The 25,179-nt window shown below is 66.3% G+C and carries 22 protein-coding genes and 2 tRNA genes; 14 read left to right on the top strand and 10 right to left on the bottom strand.

The features are described 5' to 3' along the window. Nucleotides 1-41 precede the first annotated feature (41 nt). From BES08_RS07695 to BES08_RS07675, 5 genes are read left to right on the top strand one after another with little or no spacing between them, the layout of a single operon-like run. Nucleotides 42-1,076, top strand: a complete 1,035-nt coding sequence (locus BES08_RS07695) for a glycosyltransferase family 61 protein (RefSeq protein ID WP_069709186.1) — start codon at nucleotides 42-44, stop codon at nucleotides 1,074-1,076. Then, a complete protein-coding gene (locus BES08_RS07690; protein ID WP_083274627.1) occupies nucleotides 1,069-1,623 on the top strand; it encodes a serine O-acetyltransferase in 555 nt (184 codons plus the stop codon). Before BES08_RS07695 ends, BES08_RS07690 begins: the two co-directional genes overlap by 8 nt. Further along, nucleotides 1,620-3,185 (top strand): AMP-binding protein, encoded by a 1,566-nt coding sequence (locus tag BES08_RS07685; RefSeq protein WP_069708009.1) that lies wholly within the window; start codon nucleotides 1,620-1,622, stop codon nucleotides 3,183-3,185. Before BES08_RS07690 ends, BES08_RS07685 begins: the two co-directional genes overlap by 4 nt. Nucleotides 3,186-3,196: 11 nt before the next feature. Continuing rightward, complete coding sequence (locus tag BES08_RS07680) at nucleotides 3,197-3,433, top strand: acyl carrier protein (protein WP_008829747.1); 237 nt, start codon at nucleotides 3,197-3,199, stop codon at nucleotides 3,431-3,433. After that, a complete protein-coding gene (locus BES08_RS07675) occupies nucleotides 3,430-4,713 on the top strand; it encodes a type III PLP-dependent enzyme domain-containing protein (protein WP_069708008.1) in 1,284 nt (427 codons plus the stop codon). The genes BES08_RS07680 and BES08_RS07675 overlap by 4 nt, the downstream gene beginning before the upstream one ends. A 57-nt stretch (nucleotides 4,714-4,770) precedes the next feature. Here BES08_RS07675 and BES08_RS07670 read toward each other — a convergent pair. Both BES08_RS07670 and cpdR read right to left on the bottom strand, forming a co-directional pair. After that, a tRNA-Val gene (locus tag BES08_RS07670) sits at nucleotides 4,771-4,845 on the bottom strand. 132 nt (nucleotides 4,846-4,977) lie between these two features. Continuing rightward, entirely contained in the window at nucleotides 4,978-5,352 is a 375-nt protein-coding gene (cpdR, locus tag BES08_RS07665) for a cell cycle two-component system response regulator CpdR (RefSeq protein WP_008829749.1), read from the bottom strand. A gap of 171 nt (nucleotides 5,353-5,523) precedes the next feature. Here cpdR and BES08_RS07660 point away from each other — a divergent pair, with 171 nt between their 5' ends. Further along, nucleotides 5,524-6,489: an N-formylglutamate amidohydrolase gene (locus BES08_RS07660; RefSeq protein WP_083274746.1), complete on the top strand. Its 966-nt coding sequence runs from the start codon at nucleotides 5,524-5,526 to the stop codon at nucleotides 6,487-6,489. Nucleotides 6,490-6,853: 364 nt separating this feature from the next. Here the strand turns inward: BES08_RS07660 and BES08_RS07655 are convergent, their stop codons facing one another. Further along, nucleotides 6,854-7,666 carry a SapC family protein gene (locus BES08_RS07655; RefSeq protein WP_008829751.1) on the bottom strand — a complete coding sequence of 271 codons (813 nt, stop codon included), beginning with the start codon at nucleotides 7,664-7,666 and terminating at the stop codon, nucleotides 6,854-6,856. A gap of 124 nt (nucleotides 7,667-7,790) precedes the next feature. Continuing rightward, the gene (locus BES08_RS07650; RefSeq protein ID WP_069708006.1) at nucleotides 7,791-9,236 is read right to left on the bottom strand and encodes an FAD-binding oxidoreductase; all 1,446 of its coding nucleotides are present in this window, start codon (nucleotides 9,234-9,236) and stop codon (nucleotides 7,791-7,793) included. Nucleotides 9,237-9,389: 153 nt separating this feature from the next. Between BES08_RS07650 and BES08_RS07645 the strand changes: the two genes are divergently transcribed. Together BES08_RS07645 and BES08_RS07640 are read left to right on the top strand one after the other, a co-directional pair. Further along, complete coding sequence (locus BES08_RS07645) at nucleotides 9,390-9,974, top strand: hypothetical protein (RefSeq protein ID WP_036523835.1); 585 nt, start codon at nucleotides 9,390-9,392, stop codon at nucleotides 9,972-9,974. A 176-nt stretch (nucleotides 9,975-10,150) separates the two neighbouring features. Beyond that, nucleotides 10,151-11,536 carry a DEAD/DEAH box helicase gene (locus BES08_RS07640; protein WP_069708005.1) on the top strand — a complete coding sequence of 462 codons (1,386 nt, stop codon included), beginning with the start codon at nucleotides 10,151-10,153 and terminating at the stop codon, nucleotides 11,534-11,536. Nucleotides 11,537-11,751: 215 nt separating this feature from the next. On the opposite strand, the gene BES08_RS07635 is transcribed toward BES08_RS07640, so the two are convergent. Both BES08_RS07635 and msrA read right to left on the bottom strand, forming a co-directional pair. Further along, nucleotides 11,752-12,834, bottom strand: a complete 1,083-nt coding sequence (locus BES08_RS07635) for a choice-of-anchor A family protein (protein WP_156799810.1) — start codon at nucleotides 12,832-12,834, stop codon at nucleotides 11,752-11,754. A 277-nt stretch (nucleotides 12,835-13,111) separates the two neighbouring features. Further along, nucleotides 13,112-13,642, bottom strand: coding sequence for a peptide-methionine (S)-S-oxide reductase MsrA (gene msrA / locus BES08_RS07630; protein WP_069709184.1), 531 nt, complete (start codon nucleotides 13,640-13,642; stop codon nucleotides 13,112-13,114). 121 nt (nucleotides 13,643-13,763) lie between these two features. Here msrA and BES08_RS07625 point away from each other — a divergent pair, with 121 nt between their 5' ends. The 4 genes from BES08_RS07625 to BES08_RS07610 all read left to right on the top strand — a co-directional run bounded on the left by BES08_RS07625 (nucleotide 13,764) and on the right by BES08_RS07610 (nucleotide 16,189). After that, complete coding sequence (locus BES08_RS07625) at nucleotides 13,764-14,624, top strand: class I SAM-dependent methyltransferase (RefSeq protein ID WP_069708004.1); 861 nt, start codon at nucleotides 13,764-13,766, stop codon at nucleotides 14,622-14,624. A gap of 48 nt (nucleotides 14,625-14,672) precedes the next feature. Beyond that, complete coding sequence (aguB, locus tag BES08_RS07620) at nucleotides 14,673-15,554, top strand: N-carbamoylputrescine amidase (RefSeq protein ID WP_069708003.1); 882 nt, start codon at nucleotides 14,673-14,675, stop codon at nucleotides 15,552-15,554. Between the two features lie 33 nt (nucleotides 15,555-15,587). Next, nucleotides 15,588-16,085 (top strand): 2-amino-4-hydroxy-6-hydroxymethyldihydropteridine diphosphokinase, encoded by a 498-nt coding sequence (folK, locus tag BES08_RS07615; RefSeq protein ID WP_069708002.1) that lies wholly within the window; start codon nucleotides 15,588-15,590, stop codon nucleotides 16,083-16,085. Nucleotides 16,086-16,113: 28 nt separating this feature from the next. Continuing rightward, nucleotides 16,114-16,189, top strand: a tRNA-Lys gene (locus BES08_RS07610). Nucleotides 16,190-16,319: 130 nt separating this feature from the next. On the opposite strand, the gene BES08_RS07605 is transcribed toward BES08_RS07610, so the two are convergent. Next, the gene (locus BES08_RS07605; RefSeq protein WP_008828428.1) at nucleotides 16,320-17,759 is read right to left on the bottom strand and encodes an aromatic ring-hydroxylating oxygenase subunit alpha; all 1,440 of its coding nucleotides are present in this window, start codon (nucleotides 17,757-17,759) and stop codon (nucleotides 16,320-16,322) included. Nucleotides 17,760-18,010: 251 nt separating this feature from the next. Beyond that, the gene (locus tag BES08_RS07600; RefSeq protein WP_231958199.1) at nucleotides 18,011-20,296 is read right to left on the bottom strand and encodes an ATP-dependent helicase; all 2,286 of its coding nucleotides are present in this window, start codon (nucleotides 20,294-20,296) and stop codon (nucleotides 18,011-18,013) included. 117 nt (nucleotides 20,297-20,413) lie between these two features. On the opposite strand from BES08_RS07600, the gene BES08_RS07595 reads away from it, so the two are divergent. Beyond that, entirely contained in the window at nucleotides 20,414-21,052 is a 639-nt protein-coding gene (locus BES08_RS07595; protein WP_069708000.1) for a hypothetical protein, read from the top strand. Between the two features lie 656 nt (nucleotides 21,053-21,708). On the opposite strand, the gene rsmD is transcribed toward BES08_RS07595, so the two are convergent. Both rsmD and BES08_RS07585 read right to left on the bottom strand, forming a co-directional pair. Continuing rightward, nucleotides 21,709-22,266 carry a 16S rRNA (guanine(966)-N(2))-methyltransferase RsmD gene (rsmD, locus tag BES08_RS07590; protein WP_008833304.1) on the bottom strand — a complete coding sequence of 186 codons (558 nt, stop codon included), beginning with the start codon at nucleotides 22,264-22,266 and terminating at the stop codon, nucleotides 21,709-21,711. Then, nucleotides 22,263-23,723 (bottom strand): pseudouridine synthase, encoded by a 1,461-nt coding sequence (locus tag BES08_RS07585; protein WP_069707999.1) that lies wholly within the window; start codon nucleotides 23,721-23,723, stop codon nucleotides 22,263-22,265. The genes rsmD and BES08_RS07585 overlap by 4 nt, the downstream gene beginning before the upstream one ends. A gap of 94 nt (nucleotides 23,724-23,817) precedes the next feature. Between BES08_RS07585 and BES08_RS07580 the strand changes: the two genes are divergently transcribed. Beyond that, nucleotides 23,818-25,128 carry an AmpG family muropeptide MFS transporter gene (locus BES08_RS07580; RefSeq protein WP_081798926.1) on the top strand — a complete coding sequence of 437 codons (1,311 nt, stop codon included), beginning with the start codon at nucleotides 23,818-23,820 and terminating at the stop codon, nucleotides 25,126-25,128. The last annotated feature ends 51 nt before the right edge of the window (nucleotides 25,129-25,179 follow it).

The raw sequence follows: 25,179 nt of genomic DNA, 5'->3' as shown, positions 1-25,179 counted from the left end.
ATTGCGCATGGGTTGCCGTTGAAGCCGGAAGGTCGGTGATCATGCGCCCCTCCATTCGTCCGACCCTGCAGGGATTGTCGCGCCTCTTCGGCCGCAAGCCCGACGACATCGTGGTGCGCGCCAGCGATCGGTGGGAGGTCGCACCGGGCGGCGCGGTCTACGTGAAGCCGGCGCTGATGCTCTCCAACCAGATCGAGCGCATCCGGGGGGCCGAATTCGCCACGGTGGCCGAGGTTGTCCGCGACTTTCGCGGCGGCTTCGACGTGCCGCAGAACCCGACGATGGGTTACGCCTTCCGCAAGGCGCTGGTGCTGGACGGCGTGCTCTACGCCGGTGCGGCGACGCGCCACCTGAGGCCGCGCGCGGGTCGCCGGCCGCTGGGCATGGTGCGGCGCGTGGCAGGGCGATCGGCCTTCTACGAAAGCTGGGTCGGCAATCGGTGGTTCGGTAACTGGCTGAGCGACGACTGCCTGACCTACCGCTTGGCCGAAGGCGCAGGCGTGCCGATGGCGACGCTGCCTGCGAAGGGGCATCAGCCCGACTATGAGCGCAGGCTCGGCATGGCGGCGACGCGGGCAGGGGCGGTGCTGTTCGACGAACTCGTGGTGTTCGACGACGTGCCGCACAACGATCACAAGCGGCGCCGGGCGGACGATCTGCGGCGGCGGCTCGTCGGTCACGATCGGAGCGGGCATTGCGGGGTCTTCCTCCTGCGTGGCACGACCGGCGACCGGCGGGTGCTCGGCAACGAGCGGCAGGTTGCGGAGCATCTGGCGGCGCGGCACGGCTTTCGCGTGCTCGACCCTTCGAACGCGACGCTGGAGGAGATCGTCGATGCCTGCGCGGGCGCACAGGTGGTCGCGGGGGTCGAGGGAAGTCATCTTGTTCATGGGCTGGTGATGATGCCGGCCAAGGCACGGGCGCTGGTGATCCAGCCTCCTTCGCGAGCGGTGGTGGCGCTCAAGTTGCTGACCGACCGGCAGGGTCAGGACTATTCGGTGGTAGTGGGTACGGGAGGCGACGATGTTTTTTACGCGGATACCGACGAAATCGATAGAACGCTCGATCTTGCCTGACACCGCCGCGCACGGCGAGCGCGCGCGGCGTCCCTCGGCCTGGCAGACGATGCGCGAGGATTATCGGCGGCACGGCAGTTCGGTCACCAACGGGGCGTTCATCTCGCTGTGCGTTTATCGCTTCGGCCGATGGGGGCTGCAGCGGCGCAGCGCTTTGGGCCGCAAGCTGGCTTCGAAGGTCTATGGCTTCATGAACCTGTTCGTGGCCAACATCACCAAGATCTGGATTCCGCCGCAGGTCACGATCGGCGACGCATTCCATATCGTCAACAACGAGGGGTCGCTCTCGATCCACCCCGAGGCGGTCATCGGCGACCGGCTGGGGGTGATGCACAACGTCACCATCGGCACCAACATGAAGCGGGGCGTGCCGACGATCGGCGACGACGTCTTCATCGGTACGAATTCGACGGTGCTGGGCAACATCCGCATCGGCGACCGGGTGCGCATCGGCGCCAACACGGCTGTGTCGACCGACGTGCCTTCGGACTCGGTCTGCGTTGGCTCGCCTGCCCGGATTTATCCTCGCCTGGGGCCGCTCCTGTGAGCCGCGCCGTCCGCACCGTCTTCGATCTGTTCGCGCACAACCTGCCCGAACACGCGGCCAAGACGTTCCTCGTCGATCCCGACCGCAGCTGGACTTACGCCGAGGTCGCCGCCGAAGTGGGCCGCGTCTGCGCCTTCCTCGCGGCGAGCGATCTGCAGCCCGGCGACCGCGTGGTCGTGCAGGTTCGCAAGGGCATGCGCGAGGTGGCGGCGATGCTGGCGGTGAGCCGGATCGGCTGCGTTTTCGTCAACGTCAACACCGTCTGGGCCGGCGAGCAACTCCACTACGTCATCGAGGACAGCGGCGCGCGCGGGGCGATCCTCGAAGGCGGAGCGGCGGCCGCGCTGCCCGGAGGCCATGCGCTGGCGGTGCTGGTCGCGGGCGGGGCGCCCGCCGCAGGCATGCAACTCTGGGACGATCTGCCCGCAGCCGAGCCCGAAGTGCCGATCTCGCGCGATGACGGCGACCTTGCGGCGATCATCTACACGTCCGGCTCGACCGGGCGGCCCAAGGGGGTGATGCTCACGCACGCGAACATCGTCAGCGGCGCGCGTTCGGTCACCGCCTATCTCGAACTGCGGGGCGATGACAGGCTGCTCAGCGTGCTGCCCTACAGCTTCGACTACGGCTTCAACCAGCTCACTACCATGATGCTCGTCGGCGGCACGGTGGTCCACCAGCCCGTCGCGATGGCGACCGAGATCGTGCGCGTCATCCGCGAGCAGCGAGTGACCGGCTTCGCGGCGGTGCCTCCGCTCTGGATCCAGTTCATCCGCCTGCTCGACGCCTCGGGCGAGGTGCTGCCTTCGCTGCGGCTCGTCACCAATTCGGGCGGCAAGATCCCGCTGAACATCCTCGAGCGGATGCCTGCGCTGCTGCCGGATACGCGCATCTATCTCATGTACGGTCTCACGGAGGCGTTCCGCTCCACCTACCTGCCTCCCGAGAAGTTCGCCGCCAAGATGGGCGCGATCGGCCGCGCGGTGCCGGAGAACGAAGTCTACGTCATCCGTGAAGGTATCGGCATCGCCGGACCGGGAGAGCAGGGCGAACTCGTCCACCGCGGCGCCTTCGTCAGCCAGGGCTACTGGAACCGCCCGGACGCCACGGCCGAGAAGATCAGGCCCTGTCCCGAACTCGCCGCGCTGATCGGCGAGGAGCCGGTGGTCTACAGCGGCGACATCGTGCGCGTGGACGAGGACGGTGACTTGTGGTTCGTCTCGCGCCGCGATGCCCTGATCAAGAGCAGCGGCTTCCGCATCAGCCCCGACGAGGTCGAGGACATCGTCCACCGCAGCGGCATGGCCGCCGACGTGGTCGTCTTCGGTGTCGCCGACGACCTGCTCGGCCAGAGCGTCCAGGTCGCCGCCACGCTCGCCCCCGGCGCCACGCGCGAGGGGCTGCTGGCCTACTGCCGCAAGGTCATGCCTGCCTACATGGTGCCGCGCGCGATCCATGTCTGGAACGCGCCGATGCCGCGTACCGCCAGCGGCAAACTGGCCCGGCCGGAGGTGGTACGCCTGAGCACCCCGGGCGCCGAACGTCCGCAACTTTCGATCTAGGAGCAATGCACATGGCCCTCACCACCGACAGGATCATCCAGAACCTTCAGGCGATCTCCGGCTACGACGGGGTCGTCGATCCCGACACCTGCCTGTTCTCGTCCGGCATGCTCGATTCGATCGCGATGATCTCCCTCATTGCCTTCGTCGAGCAGGAGGCCGGGATCGAGATTCGCGCCGACGAGGTAACGCTGGAGAACTTCGACACGCCCGCGCGCATCACCCGCTTCGCTGGCGAACGGGTATGAACGCGGCGGATCGCGACACCTGGCTGGCGGCGGCGGCCGAGCAGTTCGGCACTCCGTCCTTCGTGTACTTCACCGAGGCCATCGCCGAGAGGATCGCCGCGCTCCGCCATGCCCTCGACGACCAGCTGGCGCTCAGCTTCGCGGTCAAGTGCAACCCCAACCCGGCACTGCTGAAATGGATGGTCGGGCGGGTCGACCTGCTTGACGTCTCGTCCATCGGCGAATTCCGGCTGGCGCTGCAGGCCGGGTGGGACCCGGCACTCGTGAGCTTCACCGGCCCCGGCAAGCGCGAATTCGAGATTCGCGAGGCAGTCCTCGGCGGGGTCGGCCTGCTGGTGCTCGAATCCTTGCGCGAAGCTGGAATTGCGGACGAGGTTGCCCGCGCCGCAGGCCGTGTCCAGCGGGTGCTGCTGCGGATCGCGCCCGATTCCGTCCCGCGCGGCTTCGGCGACCAGATGGCCGGGCGCCCGAGCCCGTTCGGCATTGACCTGCCCGATGCCCGCGAGGCGCTGGAGCAGATCGTCGCAATGCCAGGCCTGCGCCTTGCCGGGCTGCACATCTATTCCGGCACCCAGTGCCTGAAGCCCGACGCCATCGTCGAGAACTACCGGGGCTTCCTCTCGATCTTCGCCGACTTGTGCGAGGCTGTGGACCTCGCACCCGATAGCCTCGTCCTCGGCTCGGGGCTGGGCGTGGCGTACCACGAGGGAGACACGCCGCTGCCGCTGGAGGCCGTGGCCTCCGCGATCCTGCCCGACATTGCGAGCTTCCGCGCGGACCCGCGCTTCGCCCACACCCGGCTAAAGCTGGAACTGGGCCGCTATCTCGTGGCCGAGGCGGGCTATTTCCTCGTACGGGTGGTTTCGCTCAAGCAGTCGCGGGGCGTGTCCATCGCAATCTGCGACGGCGGCATGAACAACCACCTGCCTGCCTCCGGGCATTTCGGCATGGTGATTCGCCGCAACTACAAGATGCACCGTGTCGGCGGCGGAGCGGAGACGGGCACCTACGACGTGACCGGGCCGCTGTGCACCTCGATCGACCGGCTGGCGGGCGGGGTGGTGCTGCCGACGCTGAGCGAAGGCGACGTGATCGCGGTCCACAACAGCGGTGCCTATGGCCTGACGGCCAGCCCCATCCACTTCATCGGCCATGCGCCTCCGGCGGAACTGATGGTGGTCGATGGGGCGCTGCACGACGTCTCGCGCTTCTTCGAGACGACGACGGCGTGGCCGGGCGTGCCGTCTCCGGAAGGGCAGGGCGCTCTCGCTACGGCCTGAAGATTCGCGGCTAAAGAAAAACCCCGCCTGGTCGCAAGACCGGCGGGGTTTCTGGAATGGTGGGCGTAGCAAGGATTGAACTTGCGACCCCTACGATGTCAACATAGTGCTCTACCACTGAGCTATACGCCCATTCCATTCATGGTTTCCTGCGGCGAACCGTAGGTCTCCATTAGAGCGCTCCGGCGAGTGTCCCCGCCGGAGGACTGGCCCTCTAGCTGCGCTTCTTTTGGCTGGCAAGGGCCTTGTGAGAAAAAATTTCGCTCAGAGCGTGGCGTGCTCGGCAAGGCCGAAGACGCGCTGCACTTCCATCACGATATCGCGCAGGTGGAAGGGCTTCGAGAGCACCTTGGCCTGGGGCGCCTCGCGGCTGGCACGCAGGGTCACGGCGGCGAATCCGGTGATGAACATCACCTTGGTCGAGGGCGAAATCTCGGCGCACCTTTGCGCAAGCTCGATCCCGTCCATTTCGGGCATGACGATATCAGACAGCAACAGGTCGAAATCGTCGTTCTTCAGATGGGGGATCGCCTCGGTCCCGCGATCGACCGCGACCACGCTGTAGCCCGCGTTCTGCAGCGCGCGGGCCAGGTAGGTGCGCATTGCGTCGTCGTCTTCGGCGAGGAGGATGCGGATCATCGCAGGTGTCCAGTCTTGTGCGTTGTGTTCTGGCATCGGCTTCGCCGTGCGTCTGTCCGTAGGCATACAGGGTAAGCGTTTATATTTCTTGTCCCTATTCGGAGGTGACCGGTATCGGGACGCTTTGACAGGACGGTATGAAACGCACAGCTTGAAGGGATGAGCGGGGCATTGGGTGAGAACGATTCGCAAGCCGGGTGGCAAGGTGTGGGCCAGGGTACGGGCGGCGGCCGAATTCCCGGCGCTCCCGGTGTTCCGGCGTTCTTTCTCGCCGAGGTCAACCCTTCCGCGATCCCGGTCCTGATCGCGGCGCCGCATGGCGGGCGTCATTATCCCCGGGCACTTCTCGCCGATTTTCGCCATGGTCCGACGGCGGCGCTCAAGCTCGAGGACCGTTATGTCGACCTCATGGCGCGCGGCATTGCCGAGGCCACGGGCGCGAGCCTGATCGTGGCCAACGCACCGCGCGCGATGATCGACCTCAACCGTGCGCCGGACGACATCGACTGGGAGATGTTCCAGCGCGAGGCTCGGCCATCGGAGGGTGTTCCCACGGCAAGTCGGCGTGTTCGGGGTGGGCTGGGCCTCATTCCCCGGCGCCTCCCCGTGCAGGGCGATCTGTGGCGGCGGCGGCTGGGAGCGGCCGATCTTGCCGAGCGGCTCGCCGGAGTGCACGAACCCTACCACGCAGCGATCGCCAAGGCGCTGTCGACGCTGCGCGAGCGGTGGGGTGCGGCCTTGCTGATCGATCTGCACTCGATGCCGCCGCTGCCGTCGCGGCCCGGCGTCGCCAGCGCGCAAGTCGTGATTGGCGACCGCTTCGGGGCGAGCAGTCATGGCAGCGTCGTCGCTTCCGCCTTCGCCCATTTCGCCCAAGTCGGGCGCGAGGCGGCGCACAATCGTCCTTACGCCGGTGGTTATGTGCTGGAACGGCATGGCGATCCGCGCGGCGGCATTCACGCGCTGCAGATCGAGGTGGATCGCAGCCGCTATCTCGATTCGGCGCTGGTCGAACCGTCCGAGCAGATGGTGGGGATGATCGAGGATCTGGCGGGGCTGGTGCGCCGTCTGGGCAGCGTCGTTGCGGAACTTGGGCGTGACGCGGGCGCGCAGGACTGGTCGCTGGCGGCGGAGTAGAGCGTGATTTCGTTTGACTGAAACACCGTTCGCCATACCCGCGAAGTCGGGCAGCCATCGATTATAACGCTAGAGCCGATCACGCGTTAGTCAGCGAGTAATTCCTTGAGGGCATTAAAAAACCACCTCGTGCGATGCACGAGGTGGCCAAGGTTCAGGGAGGAGGTGCACAATGTGCACCAACCCGAACGGGCCATGAGGGTAGCGCCGGCCGGGCAAGACCTACATAGGCCGACCCGATCCGACATTCAAGCGATTCGTGAAGCAGGACGCATAAGAAATGTCCAGCGAACTATCCGTAACGCTAATCGAATGGAGCGGGACTGTGACAAAAGTGTCATAACGCCCGCTCCACGAAGGTGAATCAGGCGTTCACGTCATCCGCGACGCCGTCCGCGACCGGTGCGGCGGGCGGCGTGAAGTTCGGCACCTTGCCCTGCGATGCCTGGCGGCCGAAGATGTCGCGGACAAGTTCCAGCGAGAACAGGTGCGCGTAGATCAGGCCGAGCAGGCCGTTCTGGTTCCACTGGCGCAGGACGTCGCCGCGCACTTCGCGCAGCTTGTTCTCGTCGACCATCTGGAAGCCGCGGTAGTTGAAGGGCTGGGCCGCGCCCACGTCGATGTTCAGTTCGCCGTCCATGAGCAGCTTGTGCTTCTCGAGTTCGGCCATGAACTGCGCTGTCTTGTTGCCCGCGATCTCGAAGTTCTCGCAGAACTTGAGCATGTTGGTGGTGGTGTCGGTCGGCTGGCCTTCGTCGTCGAACAGGCGCTCGCCTTCCTCGATCTCGCCGACGAGGTCGCTGGACGGGTCGACGCAGAGCGAAAGCTCGTCTGAATCCGGGCGCAGCTTGGCCAGCATGAAGGGGTAGCGGCGCACGTAGGCGGGGATGTAGACGGGGGTGTTCACCGTGCCGTCTTCATCGACGAACACGTTGGTGCCTTCGTTCATGCCCATCAGCACCAGCGGAATCGGGTTCTCGCCTGCGGTGAAGATGATCGGGAAGTTGCGCTGGGCCTGCGGGAATTCCTCGACCGTCAGCGGCACCGAGTTGATGCCGGCCAGCCAGGTGGCCTTGTCGGTCGAACGGGTCTTCCAGTTGGCGTGCTGCTGCGAGTTGAGCGGGATGAGGTCCTTGTAGAACAAGGGCAGTGCAGGATTCTGAGGCACGCTGGCCATGGGTACTCTCCGCGAGGGGTGGTCAGTCTTTGGAAGGGCGTGGCTTTAGAGGCTGCGGGGCGGCCGCGCAAGCGCGAGACCTCCCCATATCCGGCGATTCGGTGCAGGATGTTTCGTTGCCGCGTCAGACGAGCTTGCCGGGGTTGAGCAGCCCCCGGGGGTCGAGCGCCTGCTTGACCGCGCGCAGCATCGACAGCGCCACCGGATCGCCCAGCCGGGCCAGTTCGTCGCGCTTGAGCTGGCCGATCCCGTGCTCGGCCGAGATCGAGCCGCCCCATTGCGTCACGAGATCGTGGACCCTGCGGCTGATCGCCTTGCCCTCGGTCGCGTTCCAGGCGCGCGCGTCGGCGGCTCCCGGGGCGATGACGTGGTAGTGCACGTTGCCGTCGCCGAGGTGGCCGAAGGCGATCGCCTCGGTGCCGGGGAACTCGGCTTCCAGCATCGGCGCGGTCGTCTCCACGAAGGCGGGCATCGCCTCCACCGGCACCGAGATGTCGTGCTGCACCGCCGGACCGCGTGCGCGCTCGGCGGGGGGGACGGTCTCGCGGATGAGCCAGAACGCCTCGGCCTGCGACTCGCTGGCGGATAGGGCGGCGTCTTCGACAAGATCCTTCTCGAAGGCTTCGGCCATCATCGCCTCGCAGCGGTCGCGCAAGCTGTCCGCCTGGGCCCGATCGGCGACGACTTCGATCAGCACGTGCCACGCATGGCGCCCCTCCAGCGGGGGGCGGGCGGTGGGGAGGTGTTCGACGACGGCGTCGATGCTGGCCTGCGGCATGACCTCGAAGCCTTCGAGCGCCTCGCCCTCCATCGCGTCGCAGTGAAGCAGCAGCGTCCGGGCAGCGGGCAGGGAGGAGACCCCCGCCCAGATCACCACCCGCTCGGCAACGGCGGGCAACAGGCGCAGGGTCGCGGCGGTGACGATGCCGAGCGTGCCTTCCGATCCGATCAGCAACTGCTTGAGGTCGAAGCCCCGGTTGTCCTTCTTGAGGGGGGTGAGTTGGGAGAAGACCTGTCCGTCGGCGAGCACCGCCTCCAGCCCCAGCACCAGGGCGCGCATCGATCCGTGGCGCAGCACCTGCGAGCCGCCCGCGTTGGTGGAGATCAGCCCGCCCACCGTCGCCGAGCCCTTGCCGCCCAGCGTCAGCGGAAAGCGCAGATCCTGCGCCTCGGCGCTTTCGTGGAGCGTCTGGAGAATCACGCCCGCCTCGCATGTCGCGCGGCCCGATTCGGTGTCGATCTCGCGAATCGCGTTCATGCGGCGCAGCGAAAGGAGCAGCGCGGTGCCGCTCTCGTCGGGCGTGGCGCCGCCGGACATGCCGGAATTGCCGCCCTGGGGCACGATCGGCACGCCATGTTCGGCGCAGAGGCGTACCAGAGCGGACACCTCCTCGACATTGGCAGGAGAGGCGAGGGCGCAGGCCCGGCCGGTAAACCGTCCGCGCCAGTCGGTAAGCCAGGGCGCCACGAGTTCAGGATCGGTCGTCAGGCCGCGCGGGCCGAGCAGGGCGGCGGCTTCCTTCAGAAAGCCGGCGGGTGCGGTGTCGTTCATCCTGGCGATATGGCACATGCTGCATGGGGTTTCATCACCGACGCGCGATAATTGCGAAGGCGGTTCGGGCGCTCGGTGGCGGACAAGTTAAGCGTCGGTTCAAGCTCTTGCCGTAAGGCGGACATGTCGGCATCGCTATGCGGCGTCGATTCCGGGGATACGAAAGACGACATGAGTTTTGCCTCCGCACTGCTGTATCCGTTCCTCCTGCTGCTCCCGGCGGCAGGGGGCGGCGACGGCGTGCCGCGCCCGGAAGATGCGGGCGTGGAGCCTGCCGAGGTGTCGCTCTGGCCCCCGATAGAAGCCGGCGTGCTGGCCGCCGATGCGCCGTTCGCGATCAGCCTGCTGCCCGAGGTCGCGCCGCAGGATGCCTGGCAGGTCCGCATCGAGCAGCGCATGACGATCCGAATCTCGCCGCCGCGCGCGTCGGTGCCGATGCCAGACATGTTCTTCGGCATGCCGACCGATGGCGGGGTGGAGTTCGCCGAGCGCAAGATGGGCAATTGCCTGCCCGCTTCCGGCATCGTCAGCGTGCGCCCCGATCGCGGCAACCGGTTGCTGCTGTTCATGCGCGACCGCCGGGTGGTCAGCGCCGAACTCGCCCGGTCCTGCCGTGCGCGCGATTTCTACTCCGGCTTCCTGATCGAGCGTAACGAGGACGGGCGGGTCTGCGTGGATCGCGACACGCTGCTGTCGCGCAGCGGAATGAGCTGCACCTTGACCCGCATAAGGCAGTTGGTGGAGCAGGATCGCTAACGGGCATTCGGTCCGTATCGGAAGAACTGGCGCTCCCTAGCGGATTTCCTTGACTTTCCCGCCTTTTTCCGCAAATGGCCCGCTGTCGCGCGGCATGTGTCGCGGGCGGCGCATTGGCCCGCCCCGGCTTCGTTCCGCAGCTTTACTTGAAATTTTTCCGGAAAAACCAAACGCCTATGAGCTTTGCCGATCTCGGCCTGTCTGACGAATTGCTGCAAGCGGTGGAGGCTGCGGGCTATACCGAGCCGACTCCGATCCAGGCACAGACGATCCCCCCGGTCCTGATGATGAAGGATCTGATCGGCATCGCCCAGACCGGCACCGGCAAGACCGCTGCCTTCGTGCTGCCGATGATCGACATCCTCGGCCATGGTCGCCGCCGCGCGCTGATGCCGCGCTCGCTGATCCTCGAACCCACGCGCGAACTCGCCGCGCAGGTGGCCGAGAACTTCGAGAAATACGGCAAGAACCACGACCTCAAGATGGCGCTGCTGATCGGCGGCGTGCAGATGGGCGACCAGCTCAAGGCGCTGTCCGCCGGTGTCGACGTGCTGATCGCCACGCCGGGTCGTCTGATGGACCTGTTCGAGCGTGGCAAGATCATGCTCACCGGCTGCGAACTGCTCGTCATCGACGAAGCCGACCGCATGCTCGACATGGGTTTCATTCCGGACATCGAGACGATCTGCTCGAAGTTGCCGGCGAATCGCCAGACGCTGCTGTTCTCGGCGACGATGCCGCCGGTCATCAAGAAGCTGGCCGACCGCTTCCTGACGAACCCCAAGTACGTCGAAGTGGCACGTCCCGCCTCGACCAACCTCAACATCGTCCAGCACAAGGTCATGGTGCCCGCGCGCAAGAAGCGCGAGGCCCTGCGCCAGATACTGCGATCGGACAACGTCACGTCCGCGATCGTCTTCGCCAACCGCAAGACCACGGTGCGCGAACTGGCCAAGAGCCTGAAGCAGCACGGCTTCTCCGCCGGCGAGATTCACGGCGACATGGACCAGCCCGCGCGCAACGCGGAGCTGGAGCGTTTCAAGGCGGGTGAGGTCAGCATCCTGTGCGCGTCCGACGTCGCCGCGCGCGGTCTCGACGTGAAGGGCGTCAGCCACGTCTTCAACTTCGACACGCCCTGGCACCCGGACGACTATGTCCACCGCATCGGCCGCACCGGTCGTGGCGGCGCGACCGGCCGTGCCTTCACGTTCGTCGCTCCCGAGGATGCCGAGGCGATCGGCAATGTCGAGAAGCTGACGGGCGGCCCGATCCCGCTCTACCAGCTGGACGGTGAAGTCGAGAGCGAGGCCGTTGAGGCGAAACCCGCCCGCGCCGCAAGGCCCGCTCGCGAGGCGAAGCCTGCGCGCGAAGCCAAGCCCGTGCGCGAGGAGAAGCCGAAGCGGGAAGCTCGCCCGGAGCCCCGTGCCGAGCGCGCTCCGCGCCGCGAGCCGAAGGCGGAAGAACCGCGCCGCAGCCGTCGCCGCGACCCTGTCGAGACGCACGACGACGGCAGCTGGAACGGTCCGGTGCCGAACTTCCTGGGTGTTTCCGCGCTGAACTGAGGCGCGGCTTCCGGGCAAAGAAAAAGGCAGGGGAAACTCTGCCTTTCTCTTTTGGATGTTGGTCCTGCTTGTTTGATCGCCGTCATTCCCGCGAAGGCGGGAACCCATCTCCTGACGGTGCCTGTTCATTCGGCATAAGATGGGTCCCCGCCTTCGCGGGGATGACCCCCTGTTTTATCCAGACAAGATCAAAACTGTAGCGCCCCGTAGTGGCCTCAGGCAGCGCTGGCGCGGCGGCGGCGCCAGTACATGAGTCCGCCCACCGCTGCGGCGAGCATGCCCAGCATGCCCGGCTCGGGCACTTCGGTGCCGCCCGAGGACGAGGAAGACGACGATCCCTCGGTCGGCGTGCCGGGGTCGGTCGGGGTCGGCGTGTAGTTGCCGGTGTAGGTGCCGACGTGCATCTCGCCGTTCTGCACGAGGCTGCCGAACACAGCTGAGCCCTGGATGTAGTTTCCGGTCGTCGCGGCCGCCCCGGGTGCCAGCACCGAGCCGCCCCATGCCGTGGTCAGCGACAGGTCCTTGGCTTCGTAGAAATTCCAGACCACGTGTTCGCCGAGGTTCTGGGTGCCGCCCAGGAAGTTGTCGTTGAGCGTGATCGACCCGCCCGAGACGTTGACGATGGCGGTGTCCGCGCCGTTGAGGTTGAACTGGATCTCGCCGATCTTGTCGAGGTCGGCGGCCGAGATGTTGAACACCGCGACGCCGTTCGCACCGGGCTGCGCGTCGAAGGTGCCGCGATTGCCGCTGATCGATAACTGGCTGTTCGCCGTCTGGGTGCTCATGTCGTGGCTGAGGCCGGTCATCGAGGTCTCGATGAGGCTCGCCTGCTGCGTCAGGTTCTGGCTGAACGACGGATCACCCGAGGCGAGGCCCGAAGTCACGGTGTTGTTGTTGACGTTGGTGTTGCTGATCGAACCGCCCACCAGCACCGTCTGCGCCGCGCCGTTGAGGTTGAGGCCGCTGTTGACGTTGCCGCCGACCACCGCTCCCGAACCGTTGTTGAGGTTCTTCGCGCCGCCGTTGACGTCGCCCACGACCGTGAGGCCGGGGGTGCCGGTGCTCGACGCCGGAATGGCCTGGATCTGGTAGTTCGACGAATTGCCGTTGAGGTCGCCGCCGACGAACGTGCGCCCCTCGACTTCCGAGGACGAGGTGAGATCGCCCAGCACCACGAGGTTCCAGGTCTTCAGGACGTCTATCCCTGCGATCATGCCGGAATCGGCGAGGAGCGGGGTGGCTGAAAGGGCGGCAGCCATGGCGGCCAGCGAAAGCGAAACGGTACGGATGGAAGCCACGGCGTGTGTCCCGAAATGGCGTGAGTGACGACCGGGACCAGTATATTTACTTGGGGTTTTGGAAAGCACGGGTTTTGCACTGTCCCTCGGTGGAACAGGGGAGGGCGATTACTCGCGAATTTACCAAATTTGAAGAATTAGCGTCTGGTTGTTTATTTGTGAGGTCCACCCCCAAGCCAGAGGCCCACCCCCAACCCCTCCCGCAAGCGGGAGGGGAGCAGGCCGGCGCTTCATTCTCCCCTCCCGCTTGCGGGAGGGGCCGGGGGCGGGCCTCAGTTCAGGCCTTCACCTTGTTCTGGAAGCTCTTGCGCAGCTTCATCAGTTTGGGCGGGATCACTGCGAGGCAGTACGGATTGCGCTGGCCTTCGCCGTCCCAGTACTCCTGGTGGTAATCCTCGGCCGGATACCAGGGGGCTGGGCCTTCGATCGTGGTGACCGCCTTCTCGCCCGAATGCTCCGCGTCCCAGCGGGCGATCGCGGCAGGAGCCTCTGCGGCCTGCGCATCGTCCAGCGGGAAGATCGCCGAGCGGTACTGCGTGCCGATGTCGTTGCCCTGGCGGTTCAGCTGCGTCGGATCGTGCGTGCCGAGGAACACGTCGAGCATTTCGGCATAGGAGATCACCGCAGGGTCGTACGTGACCTTGATCGCCTCCGCATGCCCGGTCTCGCCCGAGCAGACTGCCTTGTAGGTGGGGTTCTCCACCGCGCCGCCGATATAGCCGCTTTCCACGGTGCTTACGCCCACAACGTCGCGGAATACCGCTTCGGTGCACCAGAAGCACCCGCCAGCTACGATTGCCGTTTCCATCTTCGTCACATGTCCTCAAGTCGAAAGGATTGGCAGGTAGATAGGTACGCGGTGTCCGCTTGTCATTGGCCTGTTGTCGGCTAGTCTCGGCGCCGCTTCAAATCCACGTGGAGAGAACCCGATGCGCCGCGCCCTGCTGACCCTGTCCTCGCTTCTCGGCCTCGTCGCCGCTCCGCTCTCCGTCCAGGCTGCCGAGAAGAAAGCCCCGGTCGAAGCCTGCAAGGGCTGCGAGGCGCTGCTCGAACTCGCCGCCGCCAGCCCGCTGCGCAAGGACGACCGTGCCCGCGACGCCGCGCGCCATCCGGTCGAGACGCTGTCGTTCTTCCGCGTCGGCCCGCAGATGAAGGTCGGCGAATATGCGCCGGGCGGCGAGTGGTACTCGCGCTTCCTCGGCCTTTACCTCGGCCAGCAGGGGCATCTGGTGGGGCTCTACTTCGACCCCACCAGCGGCGCGTTCAAGGCGGACAGGCAGGACGGCATTCGCAAGGCCGCCGCCCAGTACCCTGCCGATGTCGCCAAGTTCACCGGCATGTCGGCGGACAAGTTCTCCGCCTATACCCTCGACGCCGTGCCGGAAGCCGAGAAGGGCACCTTCGACGTCATCGTCATCCCGCGCATGATGCACAACCTGTTCAACTGGAACATCGCCGACAGCGAGATCAAGGCGATGCGCGGGTTGCTCAAGCCCGGCGGCCTCGTCGGTATCGAGCAGCACCGCGCCAAGGCCGACGCGCCTTATTCCTACACGGACGGTTCGAAGGGCTACCTGCGCGAGGCGGACGTGATCCGCTTCATGGAAGTGAACGGCTTCGACCTCGTCGGCAAGTCGGAGATCAGCGCCAACCCCAAGGATACCGCGAACTGGCCCGACGGCGTCTGGACGCTGCCGCCGACTTATGCGCTCAAGGACCAGGACAAGGCGAAGTACCAGGCCATCGGCGAGAGCGACCGCATGACCCTGCTGTTTCGCAAGCGTGACTGATACGGCCAACTCTGGACTTCATGCGGTCCAGTCCATAACTGAGGCCGCATGACCCGCCAGATCCCCTCCCGTCAGCTGACTGTCGCCGCCCTGCAACTCGCCCTCGGTTCCGTCGACGAGGCCGAGAACATCGCCGCCGTCTCCGCATTGGTGGAGGAAGCGGCCGGGAAGGGCGCGCAGGTCGTGCTGCCGCCTGAACTGTTCTCCGGCCCCTATTTCTGCAAGACCGAGGACGAGGCGCTGTTCGCGCTCGCCCGCCCGACGCTGGAGCATCCCTCGGTCATCGCCATGAAGGCGCTGGCGGCAAAGCTGAAGGTCGCGATCCCGACCAGCTTCTTCGAGCGTGACGGGCATCACTATTACAACACCCTCGCCATGATCGGCGCCGACGGCGAGATCATGGGCACGTACCGCAAGAGCCACATCCCTGACGGTCCGGGCTACGAGGAAAAGTACTACTTCCGCCCTGGCAACGACGGTTTCAAGGTCTGGGACCTGTTCGGAACCCGCATCGGCGTGGGCGTGTGCTGGGACCAGTGGTATCCCGAATGCGCGCGCGTCATGGCGTTGATGGGCGCGGAACTGCTGTTCTACCCCACCGCGATCGGCTCGGAGCCTTACGACGCCACGCTCGACACCAGCCGCATGTGGCGCCGAGCGATGGTGGGGCATTCGGTGTCCAACTGCATGCCGGTGATCGCCGCCAACCGCATCGGCGCCGAAACCGAGTGCGGCAGCGCGCAGACGTTCTACGGCCATTCGTTCATCACCGACGAATGGGGCGACTTTATCGCCGAATTCGGGCGCGAGGAAACCGGCGTCCTCGTTTCAACGCTGGACCTCGACCGCGCGGCGACGCATCGTGCGGGCATGGGCTTCTTCCGCGATCGGCGGCCGCAGCTTTATACGCGCGTTGCCCAGGATATCTGAGCGCCGCACATCTGATCGAAGAGGGGGGCGTCAATGGGCAAGCATCGCTATCTTGTGGCGCTGGGGTCCAACATGCGCCACCACCGCCACGGGTGCCCGCGCAAGGTGCTGGGCGCCGCGCTGAAGGCGCTCGACCATGGCAAGCTGGAACTGCTCGCGGCCTCTCCGGTGATCGAGAGTGCGCCGCTCGGCCCCTCGCGCCGCCGCTATGCCAATGCCGTGGCGCTGGTGCGCTCTAAGCGCGAGCCGGACGAACTTCTCCACAAGCTGCAGAAGATCGAGCACAAGTTCGGCCGCCGCCGCATGGGCAAGCCCTGGAGCGCGCGGGTGCTCGACCTCGACATCGTGCTGTGGAACGGCGGTGCGTACGGCGCCGACGACCTCGTGATTCCCCATCCGGCCTTTCGCGAGCGGCGCTTCGTGCTTGACCCGGCGGCGAAGATCGCAGGTCGCTGGCGCGATCCCTTGACGGGCTTCAGCATCGGACAGTTGCGTGCCCGCTTGACCAAGCCGCGCATGGCCCCTAGGTGACCCCGACCGTCACGGTATGCTTCAGTGGGGGCCCGTAGCTCAGTAGGTAGAGCAGCTGACTTTTAATCAGCGGGTCACAGGTTCGAATCCTGTCGGGCTCACCATCTTTCGCGCATCGTGACATGAAAAAGGCCCCGCAGGTTCCGCCTGCGGGGCCTTTTTGCGTTCCCGCACCCGTCATCCCCGCCTTCGCGGGGATGACCAGGGGTATTTGAAGCAAGCGGTGCTCTGGTATCAGAACCCCAGGTCCTCGATCTTCCCGTCGAAGTTGCCGCCCAGCTTGTTGTTCGCCGCCGCCAGCTTCTCGCCCGGCACGCCGGCGAGGTAGCCGTCGATGATGCGCTGGTAATTGCTGATCAGCCCCTCGACCTGGCTGGAGAGGCGCATGAACTCGAAGCCCGAGGCGTGCAGGCCCTTCTGCTGGAGCGGGATGTTGGAGTAGTCCTGCCGGGGGATCGGCGGGAAGTCCTGGCTGTCGAATGGAAGCACGATGGGTTCCATGACCGGCTCGGGCTCCTGTCCTTCGGGGAAGAAGGTCAGTGACCACAGTTCGAAGAAACAGCTTTCCGGCCCCAGCGGGCGAATGCGGTAGGCCGACATCGAACTGAAGTAAGGCAGCAGGAAATAGTTCGGGAACAGGAACTCGACGGCGTTGATCGGGTCCGACTGCGACACCGCGATGAGGTCGGGAATCGGTTCGCCGCGTTCCTTCAACTGGGCCGAGACCTGGTGCATGACCATGCCCAGCCACATCATCATGGCCTGGCTCTTGTCCTCGGGCAGCCCCTGCGTCGCGTGCTGGAGCGATCTGGCGATCTCCACTTCCTTCTCGTGGAGCATGCCGGCCATGCCTTCGCTGAGCAGTTCCATGTTCTTGATCTGCGCGGCGATGTTTTCCTCGAGGGTCAGCGCGGGGTCGGCCAGCATAGGCGCGCGGCTGGGATTGTCGGCCATCGCGTACATCGAATTGTACATGGTCGGCACCGCGTGTTGCAGCTGCGGGTGCGTCTGCATGACGTGGTAGCCTTCCATGAAGGCTTCCATCGCGATCTTCCAGTTTGCCGGGAGCACGGTGCCGTAGCACCACTCCGCGCGCAGCTTGTGCAGGTTGTGTGCTTCCAGCCGCTCCGCCAACGGGCCGATGCTCTCGCGAACGGAGGGCGCGTCGTCATCGTGGTTGATCCATACGCAGCCGCCGAAGACTTCGGCGCGGCAGGGGATGAGGTTGATGTCGTCCTCGTCCAGCTGGCGCTCGGAGAACAGGTGCTTGCCGTAGACCATGGTGTTCTCGCCATCCATGTTCCAGCGCCAGCCGTGGAAGGGACAGACGAAGCCCGATTTCGCGCAGTTGCCATGCGCCGTCGCGTGCGAGGAGCCCAGTGGTGATCCGCCCGCGAAGGGTACGCCGCGGTGGCGGCAGGCGTTGTTGAAGGCCTTCACGCCGGTCCTGGTGCGCACGATGATGACCGATCTGCCGACGTTCTCGTACTCGATCCAGTCGCCGACCTCGGGAATCTGCTCCTCGCGGCAGGCCATCTGCCAGACGTTGGGCCACAAGTGGTCCAGCTCGGCCTGGTAGAATTCGGGGTCGTAGTAGCGCTTGACCGGGATGCGTTCGGGATCGTCGATCGGGAACGGCACCGGCCGCAGGCCGCCGTCTGCTGATTTGAGCACTTCCCAATACCTCTCGCTGTTACTCTCGTTCGTATTGAACCAGTGTATAGCGTGAGGAGCGGGAGGCAATCACCACCCGGCTGACGGTAATCGCGGGCGCGGTAATTGGAGGCGATCGAGAGGGCGAGGGGGCTTCGACAAGCTCAGCCTGAGCGGAATTTAAAGACCTGATCTCGATACCGCTCAGGCTGAGCTTGTCGAAGCCCCCGCCGATAGCGCGCACCTGCAAGCCGTCCGCGACGACGAATCCGTCACGCCGGCTTCACGAAGCTGTCGAGCACGCGCTTGTTGCCCGCCTGCTCGAATTCGATCTCCAGCTTGTTGCCTTCCTGCGCCATCACCGCGCCGTAGCCGAACTTCTCATGGAAGACGCGCGCGCCCACGGCGATGTCGGAGCGCGGCTTGGCGGCGAAGCTGGCGGCGGAGCGGGTGCTTTCGACCACGCGCTTGGGGCTGGCGTCGTATTCCTTGGCGGCAGCGCGCTGCCAGCCGGGGCCGCGCGTGACGATCCGCGAGGGTTGCATCCGCGCCACGTCGGCGAAGGGATCGGCGTGCTCCGACCACTGCGCCCGCCACAGCGAGGCGCCGCCCGACAGCGTCGTCTCGGAGTCGACATGCTCCTCAGGCAGTTCGGCGATGAAGCGCGAGGGGATCGAACTGGTCCACTGGCCGTAGATGCGCCGGTTGGCCGCATGCAGGATCGTGCACTTCTTCTTCGCCCGCGTGATCGCGACGTAGGCGAGCCGGCGCTCCTCCTCCAGACTGGCGAGGCCGCCTTCGTCGAGCGAGCGCTGCGAGGGGAACACGCCTTCCTCCCAGCCGGGCAGGAACACGTTGTCGAATTCCAGCCCCTTGGCGCCGTGCATGGTCATGATCGTGACCTTCTCCTCCTCGGCCGCGTTCTCGTTGTCCATGACGAGGCTGACGTGTTCGAGGAAGTCGCCGAGGCTGTCGTATTCCTCCATCGCGCGCGCAAGTTCGACGAGGTTCTCAAGCCGCCCGTTGGCCTCGGCGGTCTTCTCCGCCTGCAGCGCGTCGGTGTAGCCGCATTCGTCGAGCACGGTGCGCAAGAGGTCGGCGGGGCCTTCGGTGGCGGACAAGTCGCGCCAGCGCGCGAAGTCGCGCATCAGCGCGAGGAAGGTGTTGCGCGCGCGGGCGGGAAGTTCGTCGGTGTCGGCGATCTCGATCGCGGCGTTCGACAGCGGAATGCCGCGATTTCGCGCCAGCCGGTGCAGCGCCTCCAGCGCCTTGGCGCCGAGGCCGCGCTTGGGGGCGTTGTAGATGCGCTCGAACGCGAGGTCGTCGGCCGGCTGGGCGATCACGCGCAAGTATGCCAGCGCGTCGCGGATCTCCGCGCGTTCGTAGAAGCGGAAGCCGCCGACGATGCGATACTTCATGCCGATGGAGATGAATCGGTCCTCGAATTCGCGCGTCTGGTACTGCGCGCGCACGAGGATGGCGATCTGGTCGAGCGGGGCGCCCTGACGCTCCAGCCGCTCGATCTCGTCACCGACGCGGCGGGCTTCCTCCGGCCCGTCCCAGACGCCGACGACCTGCACCTTGTCGCCCGCGTGGCGCTCGGTCCACAGGGTTTTGCCTAGGCGCTGGGTGTTCTCGTCGATCAGGCCCGATGCGGCGGCGAGGATCTGCGGCGTGGAGCGGTAGTTCTGCTCCAGCTTGATGACCTTGGCGCCGGGGAAGTCCTTCTCGAAGCGCAGGATGTTGGCCACTTCGGCGCCGCGCCAGGAATAGATCGACTGGTCGTCGTCGCCGACCACGCAGATGTTCTGGCGGCCCTGCGCGATCAGGCGTAGCCACAAGTACTGGACCTGGTTGGTGTCCTGATATTCGTCCACCATGACGTACTTGAAGCGGTTTTGGTATTGCTCGAGCACATCGCGGTGGGTGCGCAGGATGTTGAGCATGTGCAGCAGCAGGTCGCCGAAATCGCAGGCGTTCACCGCCTTCAGCCGGTCCTGATAGAGCTTGTAGAACTTCTGGCCCTTGCCGTTGGCGTAGCTTTCGTTCTCTCCGGCGTCGAGGTCCTGCGGGTTCAGGCCGCGGTTCTTCCAGCGATCGATGCAGCCCGCCAGCTGGCGCGCGGGCCAGCGCTTCTCGTCCAGCCCCTCGGCCTGGATCAGCTGCTTGAGCAGGCGCAGCTGGTCGTCGGTGTCGATGATCGTGAAGTTGCTCTGCAGGCCCACCAGCTCGGCGTGGCGGCGCAGCATCTTGGCGGCGACGGCGTGGAAGGTGCCGAGCCAGGGCATGCCCTCCACCGCCGGGCCGATCAGGTGGCCGACCCGCTCGCGCATCTCCCGCGCGGCCTTGTTGGTGAAGGTGACGCACAGGATCTCGCTCGGCCAGGCAAGGCGACTGTGCACGAGATGGGCGAGGCGGCGGGTGAGCGCCGCCGTCTTGCCGGTGCCCGCGCCCGCGAGCATCAGCACGGGGCCTTCGGTCGTCAGCACGGCCTCGCGCTGGGGATCGTTGAGGCCGTCGATCAGCGGATCAGAGGAGGGAGCTTGCAGGTTGTTCACCGTGAACAACTAGGGAACGGCATGGCCCGGTGCAAGCCCGGTTCGTCGCAGCGGAGGAACAATTGCCGGTGCGCTTCGTCGTTCGATCACAACGAAGACATAAACGGAGAGTGAGAAATGCGTAAAGTTCTGCTCGCCGGCTCTGCTGCCCTCAGCCTGTTGGTGGTCCCCGCCGCCATCCATGCCCAGAGCGACCCTGCCGCCCCCGCCACTTCCGAAATGCCCGCCGCGCCGCCATCTGCTCCGGCTCCGGCCATGGCGCCTCCCGCCGCCTCCAGCGCCGCGCCGACGCTCACGCCCGAGCAACAGGCCACGTACGACAGCTGGACCCCGGCGCAGAAGTCCGACTACGAAAGCTGGCCGAACGACTACAAGGTCTATTACTGGACGCTGAGCATGGATCAGCAAAAGGGCTATTGGGCGCTGACGGCCGACCAGCGCGGCCAGATCTACAAGATGACACCCGAACAGCGGCAGATGGCCTGGAATTCGGTGCTGCAGCAGCTCAAGGGCGAGACGCCTGCGACGCCTCCGGGGCAGGCCAACCCTCCGGGACCGGGCGTGCCGACCGAAGGCGTCCCCGATCCGCAAGCCGCGAACCAGGCCGCGCGCCCGGCGATGCCTGCGGATGAGAACTATCAGGGCGGTCCGTACAAGGGCGCGCTGACCCCGCCGCCTGCGACCGCGATGGACAAGACTTATCCGGTCTGCAGCAAGACGGTGACCGATGGCTGCCGCAATCGCGGCGGGAAGTAGGACGTGTAAATTCCTTCCCGGGACAAGCTCGGGGAGGGATTTGCAAACAAAGCCCGTCATCCCACAAATCCCGTCATCCCAGCGAAAGCTGGGACCGCTGGCCTGTTACGGCCAATTATCGTCAGGACGCCCTGCCAAGGGTTGGGCTTTACACGACCAGCGGTCCCAGCCTTCGCTGGGATTACGGGGTTGTGCGTGCAGTTAGCGCACGCAGAAACGCCCGCTGGCGAGTGCAGGCATTACGCCGGGGAATTCAACGCAACCGAAGTGAACATCGGGTCGGCGTCGGGAGCGTCCTCACCGGGACGCGGTGTTTTGTTTTCCGTGAAGCTCTGGCGAGCGGCCGGGTAACTCACGGTGCAGCCCGGCTCGACCTGTATTCCATCGGAAAGTCCCATGTGGCCATCGTTAGGGTTCGCAGCGTTATCGGCCGAAGGCTATCCGGGATGGCCGTCCCAAGTCCTGCCGTGTGTCGCAGGAACGTATGGACGGCGTTTCCGGTAGCGCAGAGACAGTCCGGGTCTTCGATGGACGCGTGGTTTGCGTAGCTACGGCTGAAACCGCATCCCGGCCCACGACGCCGACCCGATACACCGAAAGCGGCTTGTACATCACCGCTCGGATGTTGGGGTATATATCCTATTTGGTTATAAATGTCAAGATGTACGGCGCAGGAGGTGCAGCCTGGCCTTGCCGACATCACGCGTGGCGTCGGCTTCGAAGCCCTTGATCGCCACGCTTTCACCCTTACCGGTTTCGAGGCTCACCCAAGTGCCTTCGCCGATCCAGCCGAGCCGCGCCAGCTTGTCCACCGCCACCTGACCCGCGCCGGTATCGTAAGGCGGGTCGAGCAGCACGAGGTCGAGCGGCTCCTTTGCGGTCCCCAGCGACATCACCGAGGAGGCGCGCACGTCGCTGCGCGGCTGCGCCTGCAGGTTGGCGATGTTCTTGCGAATCGCCCGGATCGCGCCTGCATCCTGATCGACGAACAGGCAGTGCGCCGCCCCGCGCGACAGGGCTTCGAGCCCCAGCGCGCCCGAGCCGGCGAAAAGATCCGCCACCTTCAGCCCCTCGAAATCGCCGAGGCGGCTGACCAGCATCGAGAACAGCGTCTCGCGCGTGCGATCGGCGGTAGGGCGGGTGGTGTCGCCCTCGGGTGCGGCCAGCTTGCGGCCGCGCCATTCTCCCGCGATGATGCGCAGGTTTCCGCTCATGCCTGCGTTCTCGAAGGATTCTGGCTCGGCAGGCTCTTACGGAAGTTTTCGAGGTCGCGCTGCGAAACCTCGCCCGCCATGCCCTTGGGCATGTCGCCGAGGCGGAAGGGGCCGTAGGCGGTGCGCAGCAGGCGGCTGACCTGCAGGCCGAGCGCTTCGAGCACGCGGCGCACTTCGCGGTTCTTGCCTTCGGTCAGCGTCATCTCGATCCACTGGTTGCGACCGGTGCGGCGCTCCATGTTGGCGTCGATCTTGCCGTAGATCACGCCGTCGACCTCGATGCCTTCCATCAGTTGTTCGAGCTGTTCTTGCGTGATGTCGCCAAAAGTACGCGCGCGGTAGGTGCGCGGCACGCCGGTGGCGGGCAGTTCGAGCTGGCGCTTGAACTCGCCGTCGTTGGTCAGCAGCAGCAGGCCCTCGGTGTTGAGATCGAGGCGGCCGATCGGCATCACGCGGCCGGTGCCTTCGGGCAGGGCGTTGCGCAGCGCGGTGTAGATCGTCGGGCGGCCCGCCGGATCGCGCTCGGCGGTGATGAGGCCCGACGGCTTGTGGAACAGGAACAGGCGCGTGCCTTCGGCTTCCGCGATCGGATTGCCGTCCACCGCGACACCGCGCAAGGATGTGAGCACGGTCGAGGGCGTTTCGATCACCACGTCGTCCAGCGTGACGCGGCCTTCGATGATCAGGCGCTCGACCTCGCGGCGGCTGGCGACGCCGGCGCGGGCGAGCAGCTTGGCGACGCGCTCGCCTTCGCGGGCAGGCAGCGAGGGGTCCTTGGGCGTCGGCGCGGCGGCGCGCGGGGCGGCGCCGGGCTTGAGGTTGGGACGCGGGCCGGTCGGGCGGGCAGGGCGTGGGCCGCGATCCGAGCCGAATGCGCGATCGTCGCGGCGCGGACGATAGCCGCGTTCGCCGTCGCGGGAATCGGAGCGGGCGCCATCACGTGCAGGTCCGCTGCGATAGGTCGCATCGCGCGATCCGCCGCCTTGCGCACGCTCTGAACGCGGCGCGCCGTCGCGCCCCGGACCACTGCGGTAGGAACCGCCACGCGGGGTATCCTCACGCGGACGATCGCCACGCGGGGCGCCGGTACGGGCGCCATCGCGGGCAGCGGCATCGCGCGGACCAGCATCGCGGGAGGCGCCGTCACGCCCACCGTCTCTGGAGCCACGGCGCGGGAATTCATTGCGGAAGTCCTCGCGGCTGCCGATACGGGGGGCTTCACGGCGCCCGCGTCCGCCGCGCGGAGCGTCGCCGCGGGGCGCGTCGTGACCGTCATCGCGGCCGGTGCGGCCACGTGCACTGCCGCTTCCGGCGTTGTAGCGGGGGCCGCCATCACGCGATGCACCGCCTCGCGAAGAGCCGCCACGCGGACCCGCGCCGAAAGAGGAACCGGAATCGCGGCCACGGCCGGAGCCGCCTGATCTGCCGCCTGAAGACTTGCTGGGAGGTTTGGACATGCGTGGCCCATACCTGTTGATCGCCGCTTCATCCAGCCTTCCCTTACGGATCGCCGCCGCTAAGTTGGCGGCAACCGCAAATGAGGAGACCGGCGTGGACGCCGATACCATCGCAGAGCGTCGCAGCGTCGGGGATTCGATCAAGCCCTATTTCGAGCGGGAGTCGCTCGCCTCGTTCATGCTCGGCCTGTCCTCGGGCTTTCCTTATGCGATGATCGGCGCGACGCTGACCACGCGCCTGGCGCAGGACGGGATCGACAAGAAGACCGTTACCGCCTTCACGCTGGCGTTCCTGGTCTACAATCTCAAGGTGTTCTGGGCCTGGATCGTCGACGGCGTGCACCTGCCGGTCCTGCACCGCATGGGGCAGCGCGTCTCGTGGATGCTGGTCTGCGGGGTTGCCGTGATTGCGGCGGTGCTCAACCTCGCGCTGGTCGATCCGGCGGCGGACATCGGCGCGACCGTGCTCGCCGCCGTGCTGGTGGGCGTGGCGGGCGCCAGCTTCGACATCGTCATCGACGCCTACCGCATCGAGACGCTCAAGCCCTACCAGCTCGGCACCGGGTCGGGCATGAGCCAGTACGGCTGGCGCATCGGCTCGGCGGGGGCGGGCGCGCTCGCGCTGGTGCTTTCGGCGCGCTACGGCTGGGGCGTGGGCTATGCGGCATGCGCCGTCTTCGCGCTGCCCGCCATGCTCACCGCACTGGTGCTGGGCGAGCCGGAGCGCCGCAAGGTGGTGGTCGAGAAGAAGGGGCTGGCCGAAGTCTGGTCCTCGATCGCCGGGCCGTTCGGGGAGTTCTTCCGCCGCAACGGCGCGTTTCTCGTGCTGCTGTTCATCCTCGTCCACAAGATCGGCGACACGCTGGCGAACCTGACCTTCCGCCTGCTGTTCGACGACCTCGGCTTCAGCAACGACGAGATCGCGATCTATGACATCGGCCTGGGTTTCTGGGCCTACATGATCGGCGTGTTCATCGGCGGCGTCGCTTATGCGCGCATGGGCCTCAAGCGTTCGGTGATGCTCTCGCTGGTGCTGATGGGTGTGTCGAACCTCAGCTTCGCGGCGCTGGCTGCGGCCGGGCACAGCAACTGGGGCATGGCGGGCGCCATCGGCTTCGAGAACATCGCCTCGGGCTACGGCGGCGTCGTGGTGATCGCCTATTTCTCGGCGCTGTGCGACTTGCGCTACACGGCGGCGCAGTATGCGCTGATCTCGGCCGGAGCGAGCGTCGTCGGGCGGCTCGCCACCGGCACGACGGCGGGCGCGCTGATCGAGGCCATGGGCTACGTGAACTTCTACCTGCTCACCACGGTGGCGTCGCTGCCCGGCATCGCGCTGTTCTGGTGGCTGAGCCGGACAGGGCTCGTCGATCAGGCGCTGGGGTCTGCGGGCGAGGTAGAGTAACAGCAGAAGGCCCACCCCCAACCCCTCCCGCAAGCGGGAGGGGAGCGAGAC

Origin of the sequence: Novosphingobium resinovorum (genome assembly GCF_001742225.1) — a bacterium.
In the GTDB taxonomy this organism is placed as follows: Bacteria; Pseudomonadota; Alphaproteobacteria; order Sphingomonadales; family Sphingomonadaceae; genus Novosphingobium; species Novosphingobium resinovorum_A.
The sequence above is the reverse complement of the archived record's forward strand: the minus strand, read 5'-3'. Positions and strand labels throughout refer to the sequence as shown.

Bases quoted from the DNA above. Each gene is read 5' to 3' on its own strand.
- BES08_RS07695 (WP_069709186.1), top strand. From the start codon at position 42: ATGCGCCCCTCCATTCGTCCGACCCTGCAGGGATTGTCGCGCCTCTTC.
- BES08_RS07680 (WP_008829747.1), top strand. From the start codon at position 3,197: ATGGCCCTCACCACCGACAGGATCATCCAGAACCTTCAGGCGATCTCC.
- BES08_RS07675 (WP_069708008.1), top strand. From the start codon at position 3,430: ATGAACGCGGCGGATCGCGACACCTGGCTGGCGGCGGCGGCCGAGCAG.
- cpdR (WP_008829749.1), bottom strand. From the start codon at position 5,352: ATGATCCGCATCCTCCTCGCCGAAGACGACGACGCAATGCGCACCTAC.
- BES08_RS07655 (WP_008829751.1), bottom strand. From the start codon at position 7,666: ATGGCCAGCGTGCCTCAGAATCCTGCACTGCCCTTGTTCTACAAGGAC.
- BES08_RS07650 (WP_069708006.1), bottom strand. From the start codon at position 9,236: ATGTGCCATATCGCCAGGATGAACGACACCGCACCCGCCGGCTTTCTG.
- BES08_RS07645 (WP_036523835.1), top strand. From the start codon at position 9,390: ATGAGTTTTGCCTCCGCACTGCTGTATCCGTTCCTCCTGCTGCTCCCG.
- BES08_RS07640 (WP_069708005.1), top strand. From the start codon at position 10,151: ATGAGCTTTGCCGATCTCGGCCTGTCTGACGAATTGCTGCAAGCGGTG.
- msrA (WP_069709184.1), bottom strand. From the start codon at position 13,642: ATGGAAACGGCAATCGTAGCTGGCGGGTGCTTCTGGTGCACCGAAGCG.
- BES08_RS07625 (WP_069708004.1), top strand. From the start codon at position 13,764: ATGCGCCGCGCCCTGCTGACCCTGTCCTCGCTTCTCGGCCTCGTCGCC.
- aguB (WP_069708003.1), top strand. From the start codon at position 14,673: ATGACCCGCCAGATCCCCTCCCGTCAGCTGACTGTCGCCGCCCTGCAA.
- folK (WP_069708002.1), top strand. From the start codon at position 15,588: ATGGGCAAGCATCGCTATCTTGTGGCGCTGGGGTCCAACATGCGCCAC.
- BES08_RS07595 (WP_069708000.1), top strand. From the start codon at position 20,414: ATGCGTAAAGTTCTGCTCGCCGGCTCTGCTGCCCTCAGCCTGTTGGTG.
- rsmD (WP_008833304.1), bottom strand. From the start codon at position 22,266: ATGAGCGGAAACCTGCGCATCATCGCGGGAGAATGGCGCGGCCGCAAG.
- BES08_RS07585 (WP_069707999.1), bottom strand. From the start codon at position 23,723: ATGTCCAAACCTCCCAGCAAGTCTTCAGGCGGCAGATCAGGCGGCTCC.